At 46.5% G+C, this 17,258-nt stretch carries 17 protein-coding genes; all 17 read right to left on the bottom strand.

The genetic code is table 11. The features are described from left to right. Positions 1–435: 435 nt before the first annotated feature. The 17 genes from BM415_RS22690 to nadB all read right to left on the bottom strand — a co-directional run bounded on the left by BM415_RS22690 (position 436) and on the right by nadB (position 17,255). Positions 436–1,773, bottom strand: a complete 1,338-nt coding sequence (locus tag BM415_RS22690; protein ID WP_244533690.1) for a TrkH family potassium uptake protein — start codon at positions 1,771–1,773, stop codon at positions 436–438. Between the two features lie 167 nt (positions 1,774–1,940). Further along, the gene (gene lysS / locus BM415_RS22685) at positions 1,941–3,452 is read right to left on the bottom strand and encodes a lysine--tRNA ligase (protein WP_091161539.1); all 1,512 of its coding nucleotides are present in this window, start codon (positions 3,450–3,452) and stop codon (positions 1,941–1,943) included. A gap of 113 nt (positions 3,453–3,565) precedes the next feature. Beyond that, on the bottom strand, positions 3,566–4,042 hold the full coding sequence (gene greA, locus BM415_RS22680; RefSeq protein WP_091161538.1) for a transcription elongation factor GreA: 477 nt from the start codon (positions 4,040–4,042) through the stop codon (positions 3,566–3,568). A 222-nt stretch (positions 4,043–4,264) separates the two neighbouring features. After that, the gene (gene dusB, locus BM415_RS22675) at positions 4,265–5,296 is read right to left on the bottom strand and encodes a tRNA dihydrouridine synthase DusB (RefSeq protein ID WP_091161536.1); all 1,032 of its coding nucleotides are present in this window, start codon (positions 5,294–5,296) and stop codon (positions 4,265–4,267) included. A 95-nt stretch (positions 5,297–5,391) separates the two neighbouring features. Next, positions 5,392–5,592: a helix-turn-helix domain-containing protein gene (locus BM415_RS22670; protein ID WP_091161535.1), complete on the bottom strand. Its 201-nt coding sequence runs from the start codon at positions 5,590–5,592 to the stop codon at positions 5,392–5,394. Continuing rightward, positions 5,544–6,089: a 2-amino-4-hydroxy-6-hydroxymethyldihydropteridine diphosphokinase gene (gene folK, locus BM415_RS22665; protein WP_091161533.1), complete on the bottom strand. Its 546-nt coding sequence runs from the start codon at positions 6,087–6,089 to the stop codon at positions 5,544–5,546. Before folK ends, BM415_RS22670 begins: the two co-directional genes overlap by 49 nt. Positions 6,090–6,095: 6 nt before the next feature. Next, positions 6,096–6,464, bottom strand: coding sequence for a dihydroneopterin aldolase (folB, locus tag BM415_RS22660; RefSeq protein WP_091161532.1), 369 nt, complete (start codon positions 6,462–6,464; stop codon positions 6,096–6,098). Beyond that, positions 6,464–7,321: a dihydropteroate synthase gene (gene folP / locus BM415_RS22655; RefSeq protein WP_091161530.1), complete on the bottom strand. Its 858-nt coding sequence runs from the start codon at positions 7,319–7,321 to the stop codon at positions 6,464–6,466. Before folP ends, folB begins: the two co-directional genes overlap by 1 nt. Next, entirely contained in the window at positions 7,308–8,213 is a 906-nt protein-coding gene (locus tag BM415_RS22650) for an aminotransferase class IV (protein ID WP_091161552.1), read from the bottom strand. Before BM415_RS22650 ends, folP begins: the two co-directional genes overlap by 14 nt. A 10-nt stretch (positions 8,214–8,223) precedes the next feature. Continuing rightward, complete coding sequence (pabA, locus tag BM415_RS22645; RefSeq protein WP_091161528.1) at positions 8,224–8,799, bottom strand: aminodeoxychorismate/anthranilate synthase component II; 576 nt, start codon at positions 8,797–8,799, stop codon at positions 8,224–8,226. A 97-nt stretch (positions 8,800–8,896) separates the two neighbouring features. Continuing rightward, positions 8,897–10,480: an anthranilate synthase component I family protein gene (locus tag BM415_RS22640; RefSeq protein WP_091161526.1), complete on the bottom strand. Its 1,584-nt coding sequence runs from the start codon at positions 10,478–10,480 to the stop codon at positions 8,897–8,899. 234 nt (positions 10,481–10,714) lie between these two features. Continuing rightward, positions 10,715–11,653: a cysteine synthase A gene (gene cysK, locus BM415_RS22635; RefSeq protein WP_091161525.1), complete on the bottom strand. Its 939-nt coding sequence runs from the start codon at positions 11,651–11,653 to the stop codon at positions 10,715–10,717. A 315-nt stretch (positions 11,654–11,968) separates the two neighbouring features. After that, positions 11,969–12,910, bottom strand: coding sequence for a peptidyl-prolyl cis-trans isomerase (locus tag BM415_RS22630; protein ID WP_091161523.1), 942 nt, complete (start codon positions 12,908–12,910; stop codon positions 11,969–11,971). Positions 12,911–12,935: 25 nt separating this feature from the next. Beyond that, a complete protein-coding gene (hslO, locus tag BM415_RS22625; RefSeq protein ID WP_091161521.1) occupies positions 12,936–13,820 on the bottom strand; it encodes an Hsp33 family molecular chaperone HslO in 885 nt (294 codons plus the stop codon). 191 nt (positions 13,821–14,011) lie between these two features. Continuing rightward, on the bottom strand, positions 14,012–14,779 hold the full coding sequence (locus BM415_RS22620) for a type III pantothenate kinase (protein ID WP_091161519.1): 768 nt from the start codon (positions 14,777–14,779) through the stop codon (positions 14,012–14,014). Positions 14,780–14,785: 6 nt separating this feature from the next. After that, positions 14,786–15,649 carry a carboxylating nicotinate-nucleotide diphosphorylase gene (gene nadC, locus BM415_RS22615; RefSeq protein ID WP_091161518.1) on the bottom strand — a complete coding sequence of 288 codons (864 nt, stop codon included), beginning with the start codon at positions 15,647–15,649 and terminating at the stop codon, positions 14,786–14,788. Then, on the bottom strand, positions 15,642–17,255 hold the full coding sequence (nadB, locus tag BM415_RS22610; protein WP_091161516.1) for an L-aspartate oxidase: 1,614 nt from the start codon (positions 17,253–17,255) through the stop codon (positions 15,642–15,644). The genes nadC and nadB overlap by 8 nt, the downstream gene beginning before the upstream one ends. Between the last annotated feature and the right edge of the window lie 3 nt (positions 17,256–17,258).

Below are 17,258 nucleotides of genomic sequence, written 5' to 3'. Positions count from 1 at the left end.
GCTCATTTAGAAAAACTGACGAGAACATTATGTTCTCTTTATTTTGCTCCATCATTCATACGGTCTTGCGACACGTGCCGAATGATCTCGCTAAGCATTTTCGAAGAAAATGCTTCTCACTCGTTGTTCAGTTTTCAAAGATCAACTTCGTTGCTTTTCAACTCTCGTCGTCAGCAACTTTTATATCATATCATGTCCGGTTTCGAAATGCAAGCTTTTTTTAAAAGTTTTTATTCAACTTCTGATCGAAGCTTACTTGCTGTGTTCTTGTTTGAACGGCTTATTTCTTGGCCGGAATTAGAATATACCATGTATATAATTATAATGCAACACTTTTTTAAAAATATTTCATTTCTATGTTATTAATGATCATCAGTAACCTCATAAACACTAAAAATAAAAGTCGTTGCTATATTCGAGCAACGACTATGATCCCTATCCAATAATAATACGCCCTTCTGGATGACGATACAGGTTCTTTGTCTTCTTAGGACGTACTGCATATGCGATTGTAAGTGGACCGATCCGTCCTATAAACATTGTAACAGTAATGATTAGTTTTCCCCATACGGTCAGCTCTGGCGTGAGGCCAACAGACAGCCCCACCGTACCAACCGCCGATGCGGCTTCAAACATAACGGCAAGGAATGGCGCATCCTCTGTCGTAAGCAATAGCATAACGACTCCCATATATATACCCAATGTGATAATAATGATCGTCATTGCTCTCATCACCAAGTCCTGAGGTACGCGGTGTCTGAAAAACACGATATCTTTTTGACCACGAACCATGGCTATAATGGCACCTATCATAATGAAAAAGGTTGTGGTCTTGATACCGCCTCCGGTCGAGCCTGGAGAAGCACCTATAAACATAAGCAAAATGAAGAAAAACTGTGTAGCTGAACGGAGTTCTGTAATATCTATTGTACTTGTCCCCGAAGAACGGGTAGAGACGGACTGAAAGAACGATGCATACAATTTATGAGCCAAATCCAGTGATCCCAGCGTCTTGGTATTGGTAAATTCGAATATAAATAGGACAAGTGTGCCTATGGCAATAAGAAATCCCGAAACAGACAACACCATTTTTGAATGTAAGGACAACGAACGTTTCTTCGGAAACTCGAACAAGTCATTGAGCACAATAAAGCCCAAGCCACCGGAAATGACGAGTACAGAGGCAACCACATTAAAGAGCCAATCCCCTGTGTAATTCATAAAGCTGTTTCCGAACAAATCAAACCCACCATTGTTAAACAGGGATACCGAGTGGAATACGCCATAATAAAAAGCCTGGCCAAACGGCATCTCTACTGCCCAGCGAATAGTAAAAATGATTGCTGCAACACCCTCAATGGAGAAGGAGAAGATAAGCACTTTGCGTATAATACGCACGACTCCTTCCATCGTATCCGCATTAATCGCTTCTTTCAGAAGCAATCGATCTTTTAAAGACAATCTGCGGCCAAAGAGTAAGGCGATCAGTGTAGCAATGGTCATAAAGCCCAAACCACCCAGCTGCATCAGCACCATAATGACGATCTCGCCGAATAAGGTGAACGTGGTCCCCACATCTACAACAATAAGACCCGTCACACAGGCAGCTGACGTCGCTGTAAACAGCGCATCTACAAAATTGAGGGCTTGTCCGTTCTCATTGGCAATAGGCAGCATTAACAGAACCGTACCCACGCCAATAATAGCAAGAATCCCGGCAACGAGTATAAATGGTGGGGAAGCATATTTTTTAGTTATCCCTATCTTCTTCAAAACGGATCTCGCCTTTCTTGTCGCAGCACGCTTCTCGTGACTTATTAAAAGAGGAACAACTGAAGCTGTACTCGCTCGGTTGTTCCTCCAACTGTTGTACTTCAATTAAATAAGAGTAAGCTTGTCCACCCAGTTACTGCAATCGCAGCAACTACAATTGCAGTAACTTAATCCAATGCGCGCGGTCGCATATGCGGGAAGAGCAATACGTCCCGTATAGAAGGCGCATTAGCCAGCAGCATAACAAGGCGGTCAATACCGATACCAAGTCCTCCTGTAGGCGGCATACCATACTCAAGTGCGCGGATGAAGTCATCATCCATCTCATGGGCTTCATCATTGCCCTGTTCTTTTTCTAGAAGCTGTGCTTCAAAACGCTGACGCTGATCAATTGGATCATTCAGCTCACTGAAGGCATTCGCATGCTCACGCGCTACGATAAACAACTCGAAGCGGTCTGTAAAGCGCGGATCTTCTTCGTTCTTCTTCGCAAGCGGCGAGATTTCTACGGGATGTCCGTATACCAATGTCGGCTGAATCAATGTCTCTTCTACAAACTCTTCAAAGAATGCGTTAAGGATATGGCCAAATGTCATATGAGGCTCAACCGGAACCTTATGTTCTTTGGCCAGCTGATGCGCTTCTTCATTCGTCATTTGCACACTGAAGTCTACTCCCTTCACTTCCTTCACCGCATCAACCATGGATACACGGCGCCATTTTGGAGTAAGGTCTACTTCATGTCCTTGATAGTTGATGGTTTGCGTACCCAGTACTTCTTGGGCAATATGTGCAATCATGTTCTCTGTAAGCTCCATGATATCCTGATAATCAGCATAAGCTTCATACAGCTCAATCATTGTAAATTCCGGGTTGTGACGAGTGGATACACCTTCGTTCCGATAAACACGGCCGATCTCGTATACTTTTTCCATACCGCCCACGATGAGTCGTTTCAAATGAAGCTCAATCGCGATACGCATGTACAGCTCCATATCCAGTGCATTATGATGCGTGATGAACGGACGCGCTGCCGCTCCGCCTGCAATCGCATGAAGGGTCGGTGTTTCCACTTCCAAGTATCCATGGGAATCCAAGTAACGACGCATGGATTGAATGATTCTCGAACGTGTAATGAACGTTTGCTGTACATCCTGATTCATAATGAGGTCTACATAACGCTGACGATAGCGCAGCTCTACATCTTTGAGACCTTGATATTTGTCTGGAAGCGGATATAGTGACTTCGAGAGAACATCAAGCTCTGTAACTTTAATAGAGGTTTCGCCTGTTTTTGTCTTGAAGACAATGCCTTTGACACCGATAATATCGCCAAGATCAAGGATTGTGAATGCATCCCACTGTGTCTCCGAAACGGTGTCTTTGCGAACATAGATTTGAATACGGCCGCTCAGATCCTGGATATGTGCGAAGCTCGCTTTACCCATCGTCCGTTTTGCCATAATCCGGCCTGCCACCGTTACTTCTGCATTCTTCTCATCCAGCTCTTCTTTTGTAAGATCATTATATTGGCTAAGAATCGCTCCCGCTTCACTGTTGCGGACATATTTCTTGCCAAATGGATCGATACCCAGTCCACGAAGCTCGTCCAATTTAGCACGTCTGATCTGAAGAAGCTCGCTCAATTCTACTTCCGGGTTCATTGTTTCATCCGTCATTGCCTTGCTCAACTCCCTTAAATGATATGTATGCGTTTATAGGAAACGCACGCTGATACTGAAAAAAAGCTTCCCCAAGGGAAGCTTTTAATCCTTATCCCGAAAACATGGTATTACTTCTTAATATCCACGATTTTATACTGGATGACGCCTGCTGGAACGTTAACATCAACAACGGTTCCTTTTTTCTTGCCAAGGATCGCCTTGCCAACCGGACTTTCATTCGAGATTTTATTCTGCAGCGGATTGGATTCCGCTGTTCCGACAATCGTATATTCAACAACATCGCCGAACTCGAGATCTTCAACCGAAACTGTCGCTCCAATACCTACAGTATCTGTGTCGATTTCGTCACTGTTGATAATACGTGCATTACGAAGCATTTTCTCCAAAGTAATAACACGACCCTCGATGAAGGCTTGTTCATTCTTGGCATCTTCGTACTCGGAGTTCTCGCTAATATCGCCGTATCCGATTGCTACTTTGATCCGCTCAGCAACTTCGCGGCGCTTAACGGATTTGAGGTTCTCAAGTTCTTCTTCCAGCTTCTTGAGCCCTTCCTGTGTAAGAATGACTTCTTTATCGCTCATCTCAACCGATTCTCCTGTCATGGGAATAATGTAAGACCATTTCAATTACCTGTAAAAACAATATGCAAATCTTCAGAAAACAGAACACCTTGTTCTCTTGATGTAAAGTTTCAGTTAAAAGCTTATTGCCGAATTTATACCAAAAAATTATAGGTGAACGATATTCAAAAGTCAATGTCGCCCCCTAGAGAATGTTGGAATCAATATAAAATTACCAATTTATTAACACGCACAGTCTGCATGCACTGCTTCTGCCTCAATGCTCTTCTCGGTCTCATCATTTTGAGGCTGCTCTTCCAGGAAGTTCGTTAGAATGGAAACCATTTCATCACGCTTTGTCTCTTCCATGATCGCATCTTTAATACGAGAAGAACCTTTCAGCCCCTTCAGGTACCAAGACAGATGCTTGCGCATTTCGCGGACAGCGACATTCTCGCCTTTGAGTGCAATGAGACGGTCCATATGCAGAATGGCAATACGGATCTTCTCCTCTGGATCAGGATCTGGCAGGAGAATTCCTTTCTCAAGATATTCAATCGTCCGGTACAGCATCCAAGGATTCCCGAGTGCGGCGCGGCCGATCATGACGCCATCAACACCGGATTCCTCCAATCTGCGTTTGGCTTCCTCAGGCGAGGAAATATCTCCGTTACCGATAATCGGAATGGATACCGATTCCTTAACTTCCTTTATAATGTCCCAGTCTGCATATCCGGTATACAGCTGTTCTCTCGTTCTGCCGTGCAAGGCAATTGCTTTGCCTCCGGCACTCTCCACTGCGCGTGCATTCTCCACAGCATATACATGATCATGATCCCAGCCGATCCGCATTTTCACCGTAACCGGCTTAGCGACAGCATCCACTACGGCAGATACCATTTCATAAATTTTGTTCGGATCAAGCAGCCATTTGGCACCAGCATCACTCTTGTTTATTTTTGGTGCAGGGCAGCCCATGTTAATGTCAATAATATCCGCATTCGTCTCCTGATCTACAACCTTTGCCGCACCCACAAGCGAATCACGGTCACCACCAAAAATTTGCAAGCTAAGCGGCTTTTCCCGTTCATCTACAAAAAGCATCTCTCTTGTCCGCTTGTTTCCGTTCAGTATTCCTTTATCACTAACCATCTCCGCACATACCAGCCCTGCACCGAATTCCTTCGCAATCAGACGGAAAGCAGGGTTGCTGACTCCGGCCATCGGCGCAAGCACAACCTGGTTCTTTAATTCGATATCTGCTATTTTCAGCATAGAACTAATTCACCTCTTTTCCTATTGTTCTAGAATGGTTATATTTATAGTTTTTAAAACATCAATTGCGTATTTTGTAAAAAGAAAGGATATGGCTACCTATGCAGCTCTGCTATTGTAATCTCCAGCGCTTCAGCAATGACTGCCAGCTGTTTATCCGTCGGCTTCCGGGTTCCCCGTTCAAACATCCCCAGCATCGCGAGAGAAATCCCTGACTGATCTGCTAAATTCTGCTGAGTAAAGCCTTTTAATTTTCGGAAAGCGCGGATGCGTCTGGCCAGTTGCATGTTTTCCACCGCTGTATTCCATCCCTTTCATCCAGTCTCTCAAGAGCTGTTTGTACAAAAGTATATATAAAGCCTGACTGCAGGCTTACTACATCCGACAAAGGTACAAGCACAAAAGCACGCTCCGCCATCCGCGGATGTGGCAGTACGAGCTGCTCCGTATTCATCTCTGTGCCTTCGTACCACAACAAATCAAGATCCACGGTTCTCGGTCCCCATCTGATATCCCGGACCCTTCCGAGGCGCTGCTCAATGTCCAGCATGAGGACAAGCAGTTCATTCGGCGGGAGCGAGGTCTCCACAGCAATCGCCATATTAATGAATGAAGGCTGGTCCACGTATCCAACCGGTTCGGTCTCATATAGATTAGAGCATCTGAGCACCTTCACTTTATCCTGCTGATGCAGCAGCTGAATGGCGGACAGCAGTGTAGCTTCCCGATCGCCCAAATTAGCCCCTAAAGCAATATAAGCCTCTGACGGATCAGAGGTTTGGTGTACATTCATGAATCGTTATCCCACTTTCCTAGTGCGATGAAGTTCTATGGTTACCCCTCCAAAATGAATGTCAAACGGAGGATGCGGCTTTGTTACCTTCACAATAAGCGCATTGACATTAGTATAAGTCGCAAGGAGCGAAGATGCAATATATTCGCCTAAAGCTTCAATTAATTGGAACGATTGATTCTCGACAATATCCTTAACCTGTGCATGGATCTCTGCATAATTAATCGTTTGATTCAGATCATCCGTACTTCCTGCTTCCTGCAGATCGAGATCCAGCTCAAGATCAATATAAAACCGCTGACCCAGCTTGCGCTCTTCTTCAAACACACCATGATATCCAAAATACTCCATACGGTGCAGCTTCATTTTATCCATTACTTCATCTCCTTCATCGTGAGATACAGCATTGCGTCACACATATCCACGGTCCGTTTGATCTTGGCTACATCATGTACACGCACTATTTGCGTGCCTTGGGCAATACCGAAAGCAACCGTCGCTGCTGTCCCCTCCACCAGATCATCTACAGGAAGGTTCAGTGTATTGCGGATAAATCTTTTGCGAGAGGTTGCCAGCAGGACCGGATACCCTAAGTTCGCCAAATCGCCAAGGGCCGCCATCATGAGCAGATTTTGTTCATATGATTTTGCAAAACCGATCCCCGGATCCAAAATGATATTATACTTATCTACTCCTGCCCCTAGCGCCAGATCAATGCTCTCCTGCACATCTTGAAGGGCATCACTTACAAAATCGCTGTAATCCGTGTTGTCCCGGTTATGCATTAGAATGATTGGACAGTTCTTTTCCTGTGCCAGCTCAGCCATGTGCGGATCAGCCTTACAGCCCCAAATATCATTGATGATATGCGCTCCTGCTTCTAATGCAGCTCGTGCCACCTCTGACTTATATGTATCAATGGAGAGAGGAATGTGAGGCGCGCGCTCTGAGATCGCCTTGATTACAGGTACAACTCGTGCAATCTCCTCTTCGTCACTGATCACCGTATGACCCGGACGTGTGGATTCACCGCCGATATCTATCATGTCAGCTCCTTGCTCATATAGCTCCAGCGCATGGGTTACAGCTCGCTCTACCTCATAATACTGTCCGCCATCAGAGAAGGAATCCGGCGTTACATTAACAATGCCCATAATGAGTGTTCTTTCTCCAAGAGAAAGCGTCATTTCTCCCTTTTGATAAGTACGTTTATAAATTCTAGGTTGCAGCATCTCTCCTACCTGCCTTTATTCGATATAGATGTAACAGCTCTCTCGTCATCGGACCTATTCGTCCTTGTGATATCTCCAGCGCTGGATACCCAGCTGCCGGCAAATCCAAGATTGCAGTAATCGGAACCAATTCCTGAATGGAGCTTGTCATAAAAATTTCGTCAGCACCTCCCAGCGCCTCCCAGGTATAGCGCCCCTCAGTAACTGGGATCTTCCGTTCTTTGCAGGCTTCCAGTACGACTTCTCGTGTTATGCCCGGCAAGATACCAGTCGATAACTCTGGTGTGAATACCATCCCATCCTTCACAAAAAAGAGATTGCTGACCATACCTTCCGCCAAATGCCCTTCTGGTGTCAGCATCAATCCCTCTGCTTGAAGCTGAACGGCCTGCTCATACTGCATAAGCTCCCGCTTCGCCAAAATATTATTCATGTAATGCAGCGATTTAAATCGAACCTGCCCCTCAGGGGTATTCCGTCTCGTTCGTAGAAGCTGAAGCGCCTTGCCCTTCTCATACCATTCGTCAGGCATGGCAGGCAATGGTTTGGCGAATACAATGTGATTCGGCTCAGAATAATTACCTGCAGGAAGTCCCAGCAGCTCCTCTCCTGCAGAGACGGTATAACGAATATAAGCTTCCTCCAATTCATTCGCAGCAAGAAGTCTGGCAATCCATTGTTCAAGCTCATCCGGGTCAGCTGTAAAAGGAATGCCCAGCTCATTACACCCTGCAGCCATCCGTTCCAAATGCCGTCCCAAGATAGAGGGCTTACCGTGATACGTGCGAAAGGTCTCAAACAAGCCGATGCCATACAAGAAGCCGTGATCCATCACAGGGATCGCGGCTTGTTTCAATTCGGTCAACTGACCGTTCATCATCGTATATTTCATCTTAATCATTTTAAGCCTGCTTCTTTGTCCGCAGAAAATTTCGCAGCATCTGGTGTCCATAATCAGTAACAATTGATTCAGGATGGAACTGAACACCTTCAATGGGATACTCTCTATGTCTTAGACCCATGATTTCGCCCTCTTCCGTCTCTGCCGTAATCTCCAGGCAGTCTGGCAGGCTCTCACGCTCCACCAGCAGGGAGTGATATCTCGTCGCCGTAAATGGCACCGGCAGGCCTTCAAAGACCGATTGTCCACCATGAAGGATTGGAGACGTTTTGCCATGCATTAATCTCTCTGCTCTAATCACGTTCCCACCAAAAGCCTGTCCGATCGCCTGATGCCCAAGACATACACCAAAGATCGGAATCTTGCCTTTGAAATGTGTCAGCACATCAAGACTGATACCCGCCTCATTCGGAGTACATGGTCCGGGTGAAATCAATATATGATCCGGCGCAAGCGCCTCTATTCCTTCAAGGTCTATCTCGTCATTGCGACGGACCTCAATTTCCTCACCTAGCTCACCTAAATACTGTACGAGGTTATACGTGAAAGAATCGTAATTATCAATAACTAGAATCATAATCTAATTAACCTCCTCTATTCTCTTCTCAGCTAAGCATTTGTGCAACAAATGCGATTCACGTTAGAAACGGTACATCACATTATTGTGAATGTTTCTATAAGTGTGAACTTCTAATATCAAGGGATGCAGCCTCTTCACTATATTGTACAGCTTTCATTACCGCGCGTGCTTTGTTTTTTGATTCCCGGTACTCCCGGTAAGGATCAGAATCAATAACGATTCCGGCCCCGGCCTGAATGTAACCTATTCCGTCTATTACCGTCAAGGTCCTTATAACGATGTTCAGCTCCATATCTCCATGGTAGCCAATCCAGCCGATCGAGCCAGTATAGGGCCCTCGTCTAACAGGCTCCAGCTCTTCTATGATCTCCATCGTGCGAACTTTGGGAGCACCTGTAATCGTTCCTCCTGGAAATGCAGCAGCAATGACATCAAAGGCATTTTTTCCGTCTGCAATCGTACCTTCAACTTGAGATACAAGATGCATAACATGGGAATAGTACTCAATCGTCATTAATTCAGGCACTCGGACGGTACCGTATTGTGCAACACGGCCGATATCGTTTCTTTCCAGATCAACAAGCATGATATGCTCAGCCCGCTCCTTCTCTGTATGCAGCAGCTCGCTAGCCATCCGCTCATCCTCTTCCGGCGTAGTTCCTCTTCGTCTTGTGCCTGCAATCGGCCTTGCTACCACTTGTCCATGATCAAGCTTGACCAGCAGCTCAGGAGAACCGCTTACCAGCTCGAATTCCGGAGTACGCACATACCCCATATACGGAGATGGATTAAGCACACGAAGCCACTCGTATACATCCTCCGGAGAGGTGTGAAGCTCCTTCTGCTGGCGTAGAGACAGATTCACCTGAAATACATCGCCCTGGCTGATATAATCTTGAACTTTGCGGACGGCTTGCTCGAACGCTTCTCGGGCAAAGGAGGATTCCCAGTCCGTCGTTACGTCAACAGAAGCATCTCCCTGCTGTGCCGCCAGCTCAATCCGATCTAACCGCTGCTCCAGCTCAAGCTTGTATTTCAAATCACCTGCAGCTTCAATTAGCTGCTCGGCTCTCGCCATCATTCGTTCTGCCCGAAGTCCAGCTTGATGAAATTGCTCCTCAAGAGAAAGCTCGGCATGCCTAAGCACATAAACCGCACTGAAGAGCGTCTTGCTCTCATGATCAATCATCCATACTTCATCAAACCGCATCCAGATATAATCAGGAAGCTCCGGATTATCCTCCGCTAATACAGGCAGCCTCTCAAGCGAGCGAGCAATATCATAGCTCAAGTAGCCGACAATGCCGCCAGAGAAAGGGGGAATCCCTTCTACACGAGGAGCAGTATATGGACTTAGCCACTCCTCAAGTACGGGAAGAGGATCTCCTTCCAAAGTATGAGTCAGCTTTTCTTGTGCATTAACCGTAAGATCCTCTATCTTTGCCCTATTCCCTTTGCCTGTAATAACAGATACAGGATCAAGGCCCAGATAAGTGTACCTGCCGTCTTTACCGCTCTCTAATACAAAAGCGTATGGAGAAGCTTGTTCCCAAGCGGGTTTCCATGAGCCAACTCTATCTCCTCCAGGGAAAGGCTTGCTTATTACATAAGGAAGAATAGTCCAGTCTTCCTTGCTCCAGGCCTGCCAGTGATCATATGTTGTCATTACTTTATTCATGTAAATCTTTATCCCCCAGCCGACTGATCTATTGTTTGTAAGTATACTAGAGCACGCTGCTTTTTGAAAAGAGCCGCACTGCACCAATCTTGAATTTCAGAACATCTGTTAGGAAGACGGAAATAAAAAAAGACTGCAGGCAAACTCAATTAAGCAGTTTGTCTACAGTCTGCTCAGTTCTTAGCATGACCTAAGAACTGAGAAAAATTGCGTAAGTCAAGGTTCAGCTTACAATTAGCCTTCGAAGTTATACAGCGGTGTGCTCAAGTAACGCTCACCATTACTTGGTACGATGGCAACGACACGTTTGCCAGCTCCAAGCTGCTTAGCTACTTGAAGAGCTGCACGAATGGCTGCACCAGAGGAAATACCCGCAAGAATACCCTCTTCTTTAGCTACTTGACGTGCAGTTTCAAAGGCATCTTCGTTCTCAATATGAACGATTTCATCATAAATGTCCTGATTCAGAATCTCAGGAATAAAGTTTGCACCAATTCCTTGGATTTTGTGAGGGCCTGGCGTTCCTCCAGCAAGAATCGGGGAGGCTGCAGGCTCAACGGCTACGATCTTGATATCCGGGTACTCTTTCTTCAGTACTTCACCAGCGCCTGTAATCGTTCCGCCAGTACCGATTCCTGCAACGAATGCATCCAGCGTTCCGCCGATGGATCCGATCGCTTCCACAATCTCAGGTCCAGTAGTTTCACGGTGAATCTTCACGTTCGCTTGGTTCTTAAACTGTTCTGCCATGAAATAGTTCGGATTCTCTTGAACGATCTCTTCCGCTTTCTTAACTGCACCGTTCATTCCTTCTGATCCTGGTGTCAGCACAAGCTCTGCGCCATATGCACGAAGCAGATTGCGGCGCTCCAAGCTCATCGTTTCAGGCATAACAATAATGACACGATAGCCTTTGGCTGCTGCTACCATTGCGAGACCAATACCTGTGTTACCACTTGTTGCTTCAACAATAGCATCGCCTGGTTTAATACGTCCTTGCTTCTCAGCTTCTTCTACCATGCTGATTGCAATACGGTCTTTGACACTGGCACCTGGGTTCTGGTACTCGAGCTTAACATAGATTTCTGCGCTTCCCTCAGGCACGACGCGATTCAGACGCACAAGGGGTGTGTCTCCGATCAGTTCAGTAACGTTGTTAACAACTTTAGCCATGATAATTGACCTCCTTGAGATGGATGAAATATGAAGAATGCTGCTGCTTCTTGGTTGTTAAAATAATTCGGCTGACCACGCCTGTAGAACAGAGTTAACCATGAATAGCGCGTCATGCTTCCGAATTTATAAAGAATTCATACAAGATTGATAAAAATCATTTATATTCCGAGTAAATCAGTAGGTATTTCAAAGTTAATATTATCAACCTTAGGTGCACTTGTCAATATTGCTCAAAAAAAATACTTTGACTTGGGTCTTTAGGCGGTTGTCAAAGTATTTTATAACAAGATTGTCGTCCTCACTGAACTCAGACTATGATGCCTTATCCAGCTCTACGAGAATCTCTGCACCGTATTTATTCCGAAGCGACTTCTCCACTTCAGAGAGCGGCCCCGCTTCATTAAGTGCAAGCATTCGTCGAATTTCCTCCATTGCCTGCTCACGGGTCGGGGCGTTCTCTTCGTTAATATCATTGAGCCGGATAATGATATAAGCATCATCTATGAGAAGAGGACCGGCTGCCTCACCGATATCCAGCTCCCTAGCAACATCCATCATCGCCTCAGGCTGAAAAGGATCATCCTCATCGATCAGGCCAAGGCTGCCCTTCGCATCCTTGCTATATTCATCGGTCGACAGCTCCTGAGCCAGCGCTTCAAAGCTTTCCCCCTGCTCCAGCCGCGACATGACCTGTTCTGCGGTACCCGCGTCATTCACCTGAATCATGGAGAGGTCAAACTGTCTGCTTGGGGTATAGCTGTCCAGATGCTCTTCATAATACTGCTCGACTTCTGCTTCGCTGACTTCGATACCTGCAGTGGCTATTTTTTCGAGTAGGATGTGATAGGTAGCCTCCGCCTTCAAGTCTTCTATGCTAAGACCGAATTGGGTGAGCATCTCCTTGTAGTATGCTTCTTCTGAAGTGTAACCTTCCATCGTCTCCTCCAGTTCAGCTTCTACCTCTGCCTCGGTTATTGATAACCCATTCTCTTTGGCTTCTTCCAAGACCGCACGACGATTCAGCATCTCAGTAAGCATGTTCTTACCGTATCTTGCCTTGAGCAAGTTAACCCATTCTTCCTCTGAAACATCCTGTCCAGCAATCCGGGCTACGGTCTCCTCCTGAGCCTGCATCTGAGAATCTGCTTCGTCAGAAGCCGTGTTCATTCCCTGAAGGATAAAAGTACCCATCATTACGACTGAAGCGGTCAGGACAACAACGGTTACCCACAGTCCTTTTTCCTGTTTCCTCATCCCATCTCATCTACCCCATAACGGATTAGCTTTTGGCTTGCTCAAGTATTGCTTCCAGATCCTCTTTATCAAATTGATAAGCTTCGTTGCAAAAGTGACATACAACCTCTGCTTTGCCTTCCTCGATCAAGTTCGTCAGTTCTTCCTCTCCCAAGGAAATCAGTGTTTGCTCGACACGCTCACGAGAGCACTGACATTTGAACTCAATGTCCATCTGATCACGAATTTCCACATCCGGTAAGATCCGGCGCAGCATATCCTCTACTTCTAATCCTTGCTCGAGCAGAGTCGTGACTGGAGGGAGCGAACCAAGTGAATTCTCAATTTCTGTAATCTCATCATCGTTTAACCCCGGCAGCAGCTGGATAATAAAACCGCCGGCAACAATCACCGAGTTATCTGTATTAACAAGCACACCAAGACCTACTGCGGATGGTGTCTGCTCCGAAGTTGCAAAATAATACGTAAAGTCTTCAGCAAGCTCACCGGAAACAATCGGGATACTGCCCCGGTAAGGCTCCTTCAATCCAAGGTCCTTGGTCACATGAATGTAGCCTGTAGTGCCGACCGCTCCTGCCACATCAAGTTTGCCCATGCTGTTGCTTGGCAAGTGAATATGGGGTTCATTTACGTAGCCGCGAACTTCTCCCTTCGCATTCGAATCGGCGACGATTTGCCCGACAGGGCCATCACCTTTAACCTGCACGGTTAGCTTTTCTTCTCCCTTGAGCATGGCACCCATCATAGCCGCAGCGGTTACCGTGCGTCCCAACGCTGCCGTTACGACTGGAAAGGTATCATGTCTTCTGCGAAGCTCGTCAACCAGATGGGTTGTGCTGACCGCAAAAGCGCGTACACGTCCTCCCAGTGCCGTTCCACGTACTAGATAGTCCTTCTTGTTGTTGTCCATAGCTGTATAAATTGCCTCCTTAAATTAACTGAATGAGAATTTATGCATAAATCCTCTATATGTTTATCATCATGCAGTGACGTCGATTTAATCATGCTTCGTTATTTCTTATTGTAATCGAAAAAGATAATGGAATAAAGGCAGCTAAGCTCTCGCCTTCTTCCATTATCTTTTGTAGAGAACAGGTATGATTATCCCTTGTTTCTTTCATATATAATTCGAAGCCCTTCCAGAGTGAGCATGGGATTTACCTCTTCAATCGTTCTGGTTTCGCTTGCGATCAGCTCTGCCAATCCGCCGGTTGCGATTACTTTGGGTACAGCCTTCATCTCGTCCTTGATTCGATCAACGATTCCATCCACTTGTCCGGCATATCCGAATATGATTCCGGCCTGCATCGCGTGAACCGTATTGCGTCCGATTACTTTTTTAGGCTTCTCCAGTTCAATTCGAGGCAGCTTGGATGCACGCTGATAGAGTGCCTCTGTGGAGATTCCAATTCCCGGAACAATGGCTCCTCCCAAGTAGTTGCCCTCTGCATCAATACAATCAAATGTAGTGGCTGTACCGAAATCGACAACAACCAACGGACATTGATAACGATCTATTGCCGCTACCGCGTTTACGATACGATCTGCACCGACCTCGCGCGGGTTCTCATAACGGAGATTCAGACCCGTTTTGATTCCCGGTCCTACCAGCAGCGGTTTTTTACCTACATATTTGATGCACATCTCCTCCAGCACATTCACGAGCGGTGGAACAACAGAAGAGATAATCACGCCTTCTATTTTGGAAGCAGATATACCTGACATCTGAAATAAGTTATGGATCATAACACCATACTCGTCTACCGTAGACTGCCTGGAAGTACTAATGCGAAAATGGTGAAGGAGCTCCTTCTTCTTATAAATACCGAGTACGATATTGCTGTTTCCTACATCTACAACAAGAATCAAAGAGGATTATCCTCCTTTCTTTTCATTTAAATCTAAACTGATATCAAGGCTTTCGAAAGAGTAGGTTAGTCTGCCGACTGAAATAATATCCACTCCCGTCTCAGCAATACCACGAATGGTAGCAAGCGAAACATTGCCCGAAGCTTCTATTTTAACATGAGGTGACCGGCTGTGGATACGCTGAGTTGCTTCACGCATCATAATGAGGTCCATATTGTCCAGCATTATGATGTCAGCCCCTGCTTCCAAGGCTTCATCTAACTGTTCAAGCGACTCGACTTCGACCTCGACCGTCATTGTATGAGGTATAGCTGCCCTGGCACGCTGAACAGCCTCTGTAATCCCGCCTGCTCCTTTGATGTGATTATCTTTGATCATGACCGCATCATATAGTCCAAACCGGTGATTATGACCGCCTCCGACGCGAACAGCATACTTCTCAAGCAAACGATGACCTGGTGTTGTTTTCCGCGTATCGACCAGCCTTGTGCTAAGGCCTTCCAGGGCATCCACATAGGAGCGTGTTCTTGTCGCAATTCCGGACATTCTTTGCAGCAAATTCAGAGCAAGCCGTTCTCCGGTCAGAAGACGGTGTGTGCTTCCTTCCACTTCTGCTAGTATTGTTCCCTTGGTTACCGCATCACCATCCTGGACATATGCGGTAAACGCGAGCTCTGGATCTACGATCTGAAATACGAGCTCAGCGACTGTCATTCCTGCAATGATACCTTCATCCTTGGCGTGAATTACAGCTTTGGACTTATGTCCTGGCGGGATGGTCGTCAAGGAAGTAACGTCACCCGCTCCCACATCCTCCTGCAGCCAGCCTTTAATTGATTCCTTCAATACTTCATTATATCCATTAAGCATGACTTACTTCCTCCACAATCTCCCGATCCCGCTGCTGAACCGTATGCTTTTGCCAATGATGATCATTTCTCACAGGATGATCCTCGCGGTAATGGGCTCCCCTGCTTTCTTTTCGGTATAGGGCGCCCTCTGTAACCAGCAGTGCACAGGTCAGCAAATTTGCGAATTCGTATTCTTCTTGCTTATCAAGCTTTGTATTAAAAATAGAACATTCCTGCTCAAGCAGAATCTTACCCTTTAGCAATCCCGATTCGGTTCGGCGCAGTCCTACTTGTCTAACCATGACCTTCTGCAGAGCCAGTCTTCGTACATGCACGGAATCGTAAGCACCAGTGATAAGCTCACGCTGAACACGAAGTCCGAAGGCATGCTGCTCCGTGTCAGGCAGTTGTCTGATTCTATCGACAATGCGTTTGCCAAATACAATAGCCTCTGACAAGGAGTTGCTCGCCAGCCGATTAGCTCCATGAACCCCAGTCGAGGATACTTCGCCGCATGCGAATAGTCGAGGAATACTGCTCTCTCCGTGCAGATCCGTCTTTACACCGCCCATCATATAATGGGCTGCTGGTGCCACCGGAATCCAGTCTGTTGTCATATCAAGGCCATAGCTCATGCAGGTCTCATATATCGTTGGAAAACGGCGCTTAATGAGTTCTGGCGTCTCATGTGTAATATCAAGATAGACATGTGTCGCATGAGTGTCTTCCATTTCACTTACGATTGCACGAGCAACCACATCTCTCGGTGCAAGCTCCAGCTGAGGGTGATATCGCTCCATGAACCGATTCCCGTGTATATTCCGTAGAACAGCTCCTTCTCCTCGAACTGCCTCCGAGATCAGGAATCTAGGCGCCTCTGGATAACATAATGAAGTCGGATGGAACTGGATAAACTCCATGTCCCGAATCTCGGCTCCTGCCCGGTAGGCCATGGCTACTCCATCTGCAGTAGCTACCTCGGGGTTGGTTGTATATCGATACAACTGCCCTGCTCCACCGGAACAGAGAACAACGGCATCTGCTTTCACAAAAGTACGCTGTCCATTCAGAGCCTGGACAAGAGCGCCGATACACTCTCCATCTGCTGTAATTAGATCGATTACAAAATGCTCATCCCATACGCTGATTGACGGATGCTCTGCCGCTTCTTTGGCCAGCGCTCTTACGATTTCATATCCTGTTGCATCTCCATTGGCATGCAATATCCGGCGATGGCTGTGAGCACCCTCCTGTGTCAAAGCAAGCTCGCCGTTCTCGATATCAAAAGCCGTGCCCAGCTGGATGAGCTCCTGGACTCGGTCCGGTCCTTCACTGACAAGTACCTCCACCGCTTCGCTGCGACACAATCCCGCTCCTGCCGTTAATGTATCTTGCATATGATACACAGGTGAATCGTCCTCAGCCGTCACGGCTGCAATGCCCCCTTGCGCATATCTCGTATTGCTCTCAAGGAGTGATTTTTTGGTAATCATGAGAACCTGGTGGTCTCTGCTTGCCTCAATCGCTGTATAAAGTCCGGCAATACCTGAGCCTATAATCAGAATATCAGTTTCGATTTGAGGCAGATCATTCAAATCGAAATTAACCAAGTAAGAAGGAATCATCGT

The organism is Paenibacillus sp. 453mf (assembly GCF_900116105.1).
GTDB classification, from domain to species: Bacteria; Bacillota; Bacilli; order Paenibacillales; family Paenibacillaceae; genus Paenibacillus; species Paenibacillus provencensis.
This window is presented reverse-complemented; position numbering and strand designations above follow the sequence as displayed.

Coding starts and splice junctions, on each gene's coding strand:
- lysS (WP_091161539.1), bottom strand. CDS start 3,452: ATGACGGATGAAACAATGAACCCGGAAGTAGAATTGAGCGAGCTTCTT.
- greA (WP_091161538.1), bottom strand. CDS start 4,042: ATGAGCGATAAAGAAGTCATTCTTACACAGGAAGGGCTCAAGAAGCTG.
- dusB (WP_091161536.1), bottom strand. CDS start 5,296: ATGCTGAAAATAGCAGATATCGAATTAAAGAACCAGGTTGTGCTTGCG.
- folK (WP_091161533.1), bottom strand. CDS start 6,089: ATGAATGTACACCAAACCTCTGATCCGTCAGAGGCTTATATTGCTTTA.
- folB (WP_091161532.1), bottom strand. CDS start 6,464: ATGGATAAAATGAAGCTGCACCGTATGGAGTATTTTGGATATCATGGT.
- folP (WP_091161530.1), bottom strand. CDS start 7,321: ATGCTGCAACCTAGAATTTATAAACGTACTTATCAAAAGGGAGAAATG.
- BM415_RS22650 (WP_091161552.1), bottom strand. CDS start 8,213: ATGAAATATACGATGATGAACGGTCAGTTGACCGAATTGAAACAAGCC.
- pabA (WP_091161528.1), bottom strand. CDS start 8,799: ATGATTCTAGTTATTGATAATTACGATTCTTTCACGTATAACCTCGTA.
- BM415_RS22640 (WP_091161526.1), bottom strand. CDS start 10,480: ATGAATAAAGTAATGACAACATATGATCACTGGCAGGCCTGGAGCAAG.
- cysK (WP_091161525.1), bottom strand. CDS start 11,653: ATGGCTAAAGTTGTTAACAACGTTACTGAACTGATCGGAGACACACCC.
- BM415_RS22630 (WP_091161523.1), bottom strand. CDS start 12,910: ATGAGGAAACAGGAAAAAGGACTGTGGGTAACCGTTGTTGTCCTGACC.
- hslO (WP_091161521.1), bottom strand. CDS start 13,820: ATGGACAACAACAAGAAGGACTATCTAGTACGTGGAACGGCACTGGGA.
- nadC (WP_091161518.1), bottom strand. CDS start 15,649: ATGCTTAATGGATATAATGAAGTATTGAAGGAATCAATTAAAGGCTGG.
- nadB (WP_091161516.1), bottom strand. CDS start 17,255: ATGATTCCTTCTTACTTGGTTAATTTCGATTTGAATGATCTGCCTCAA.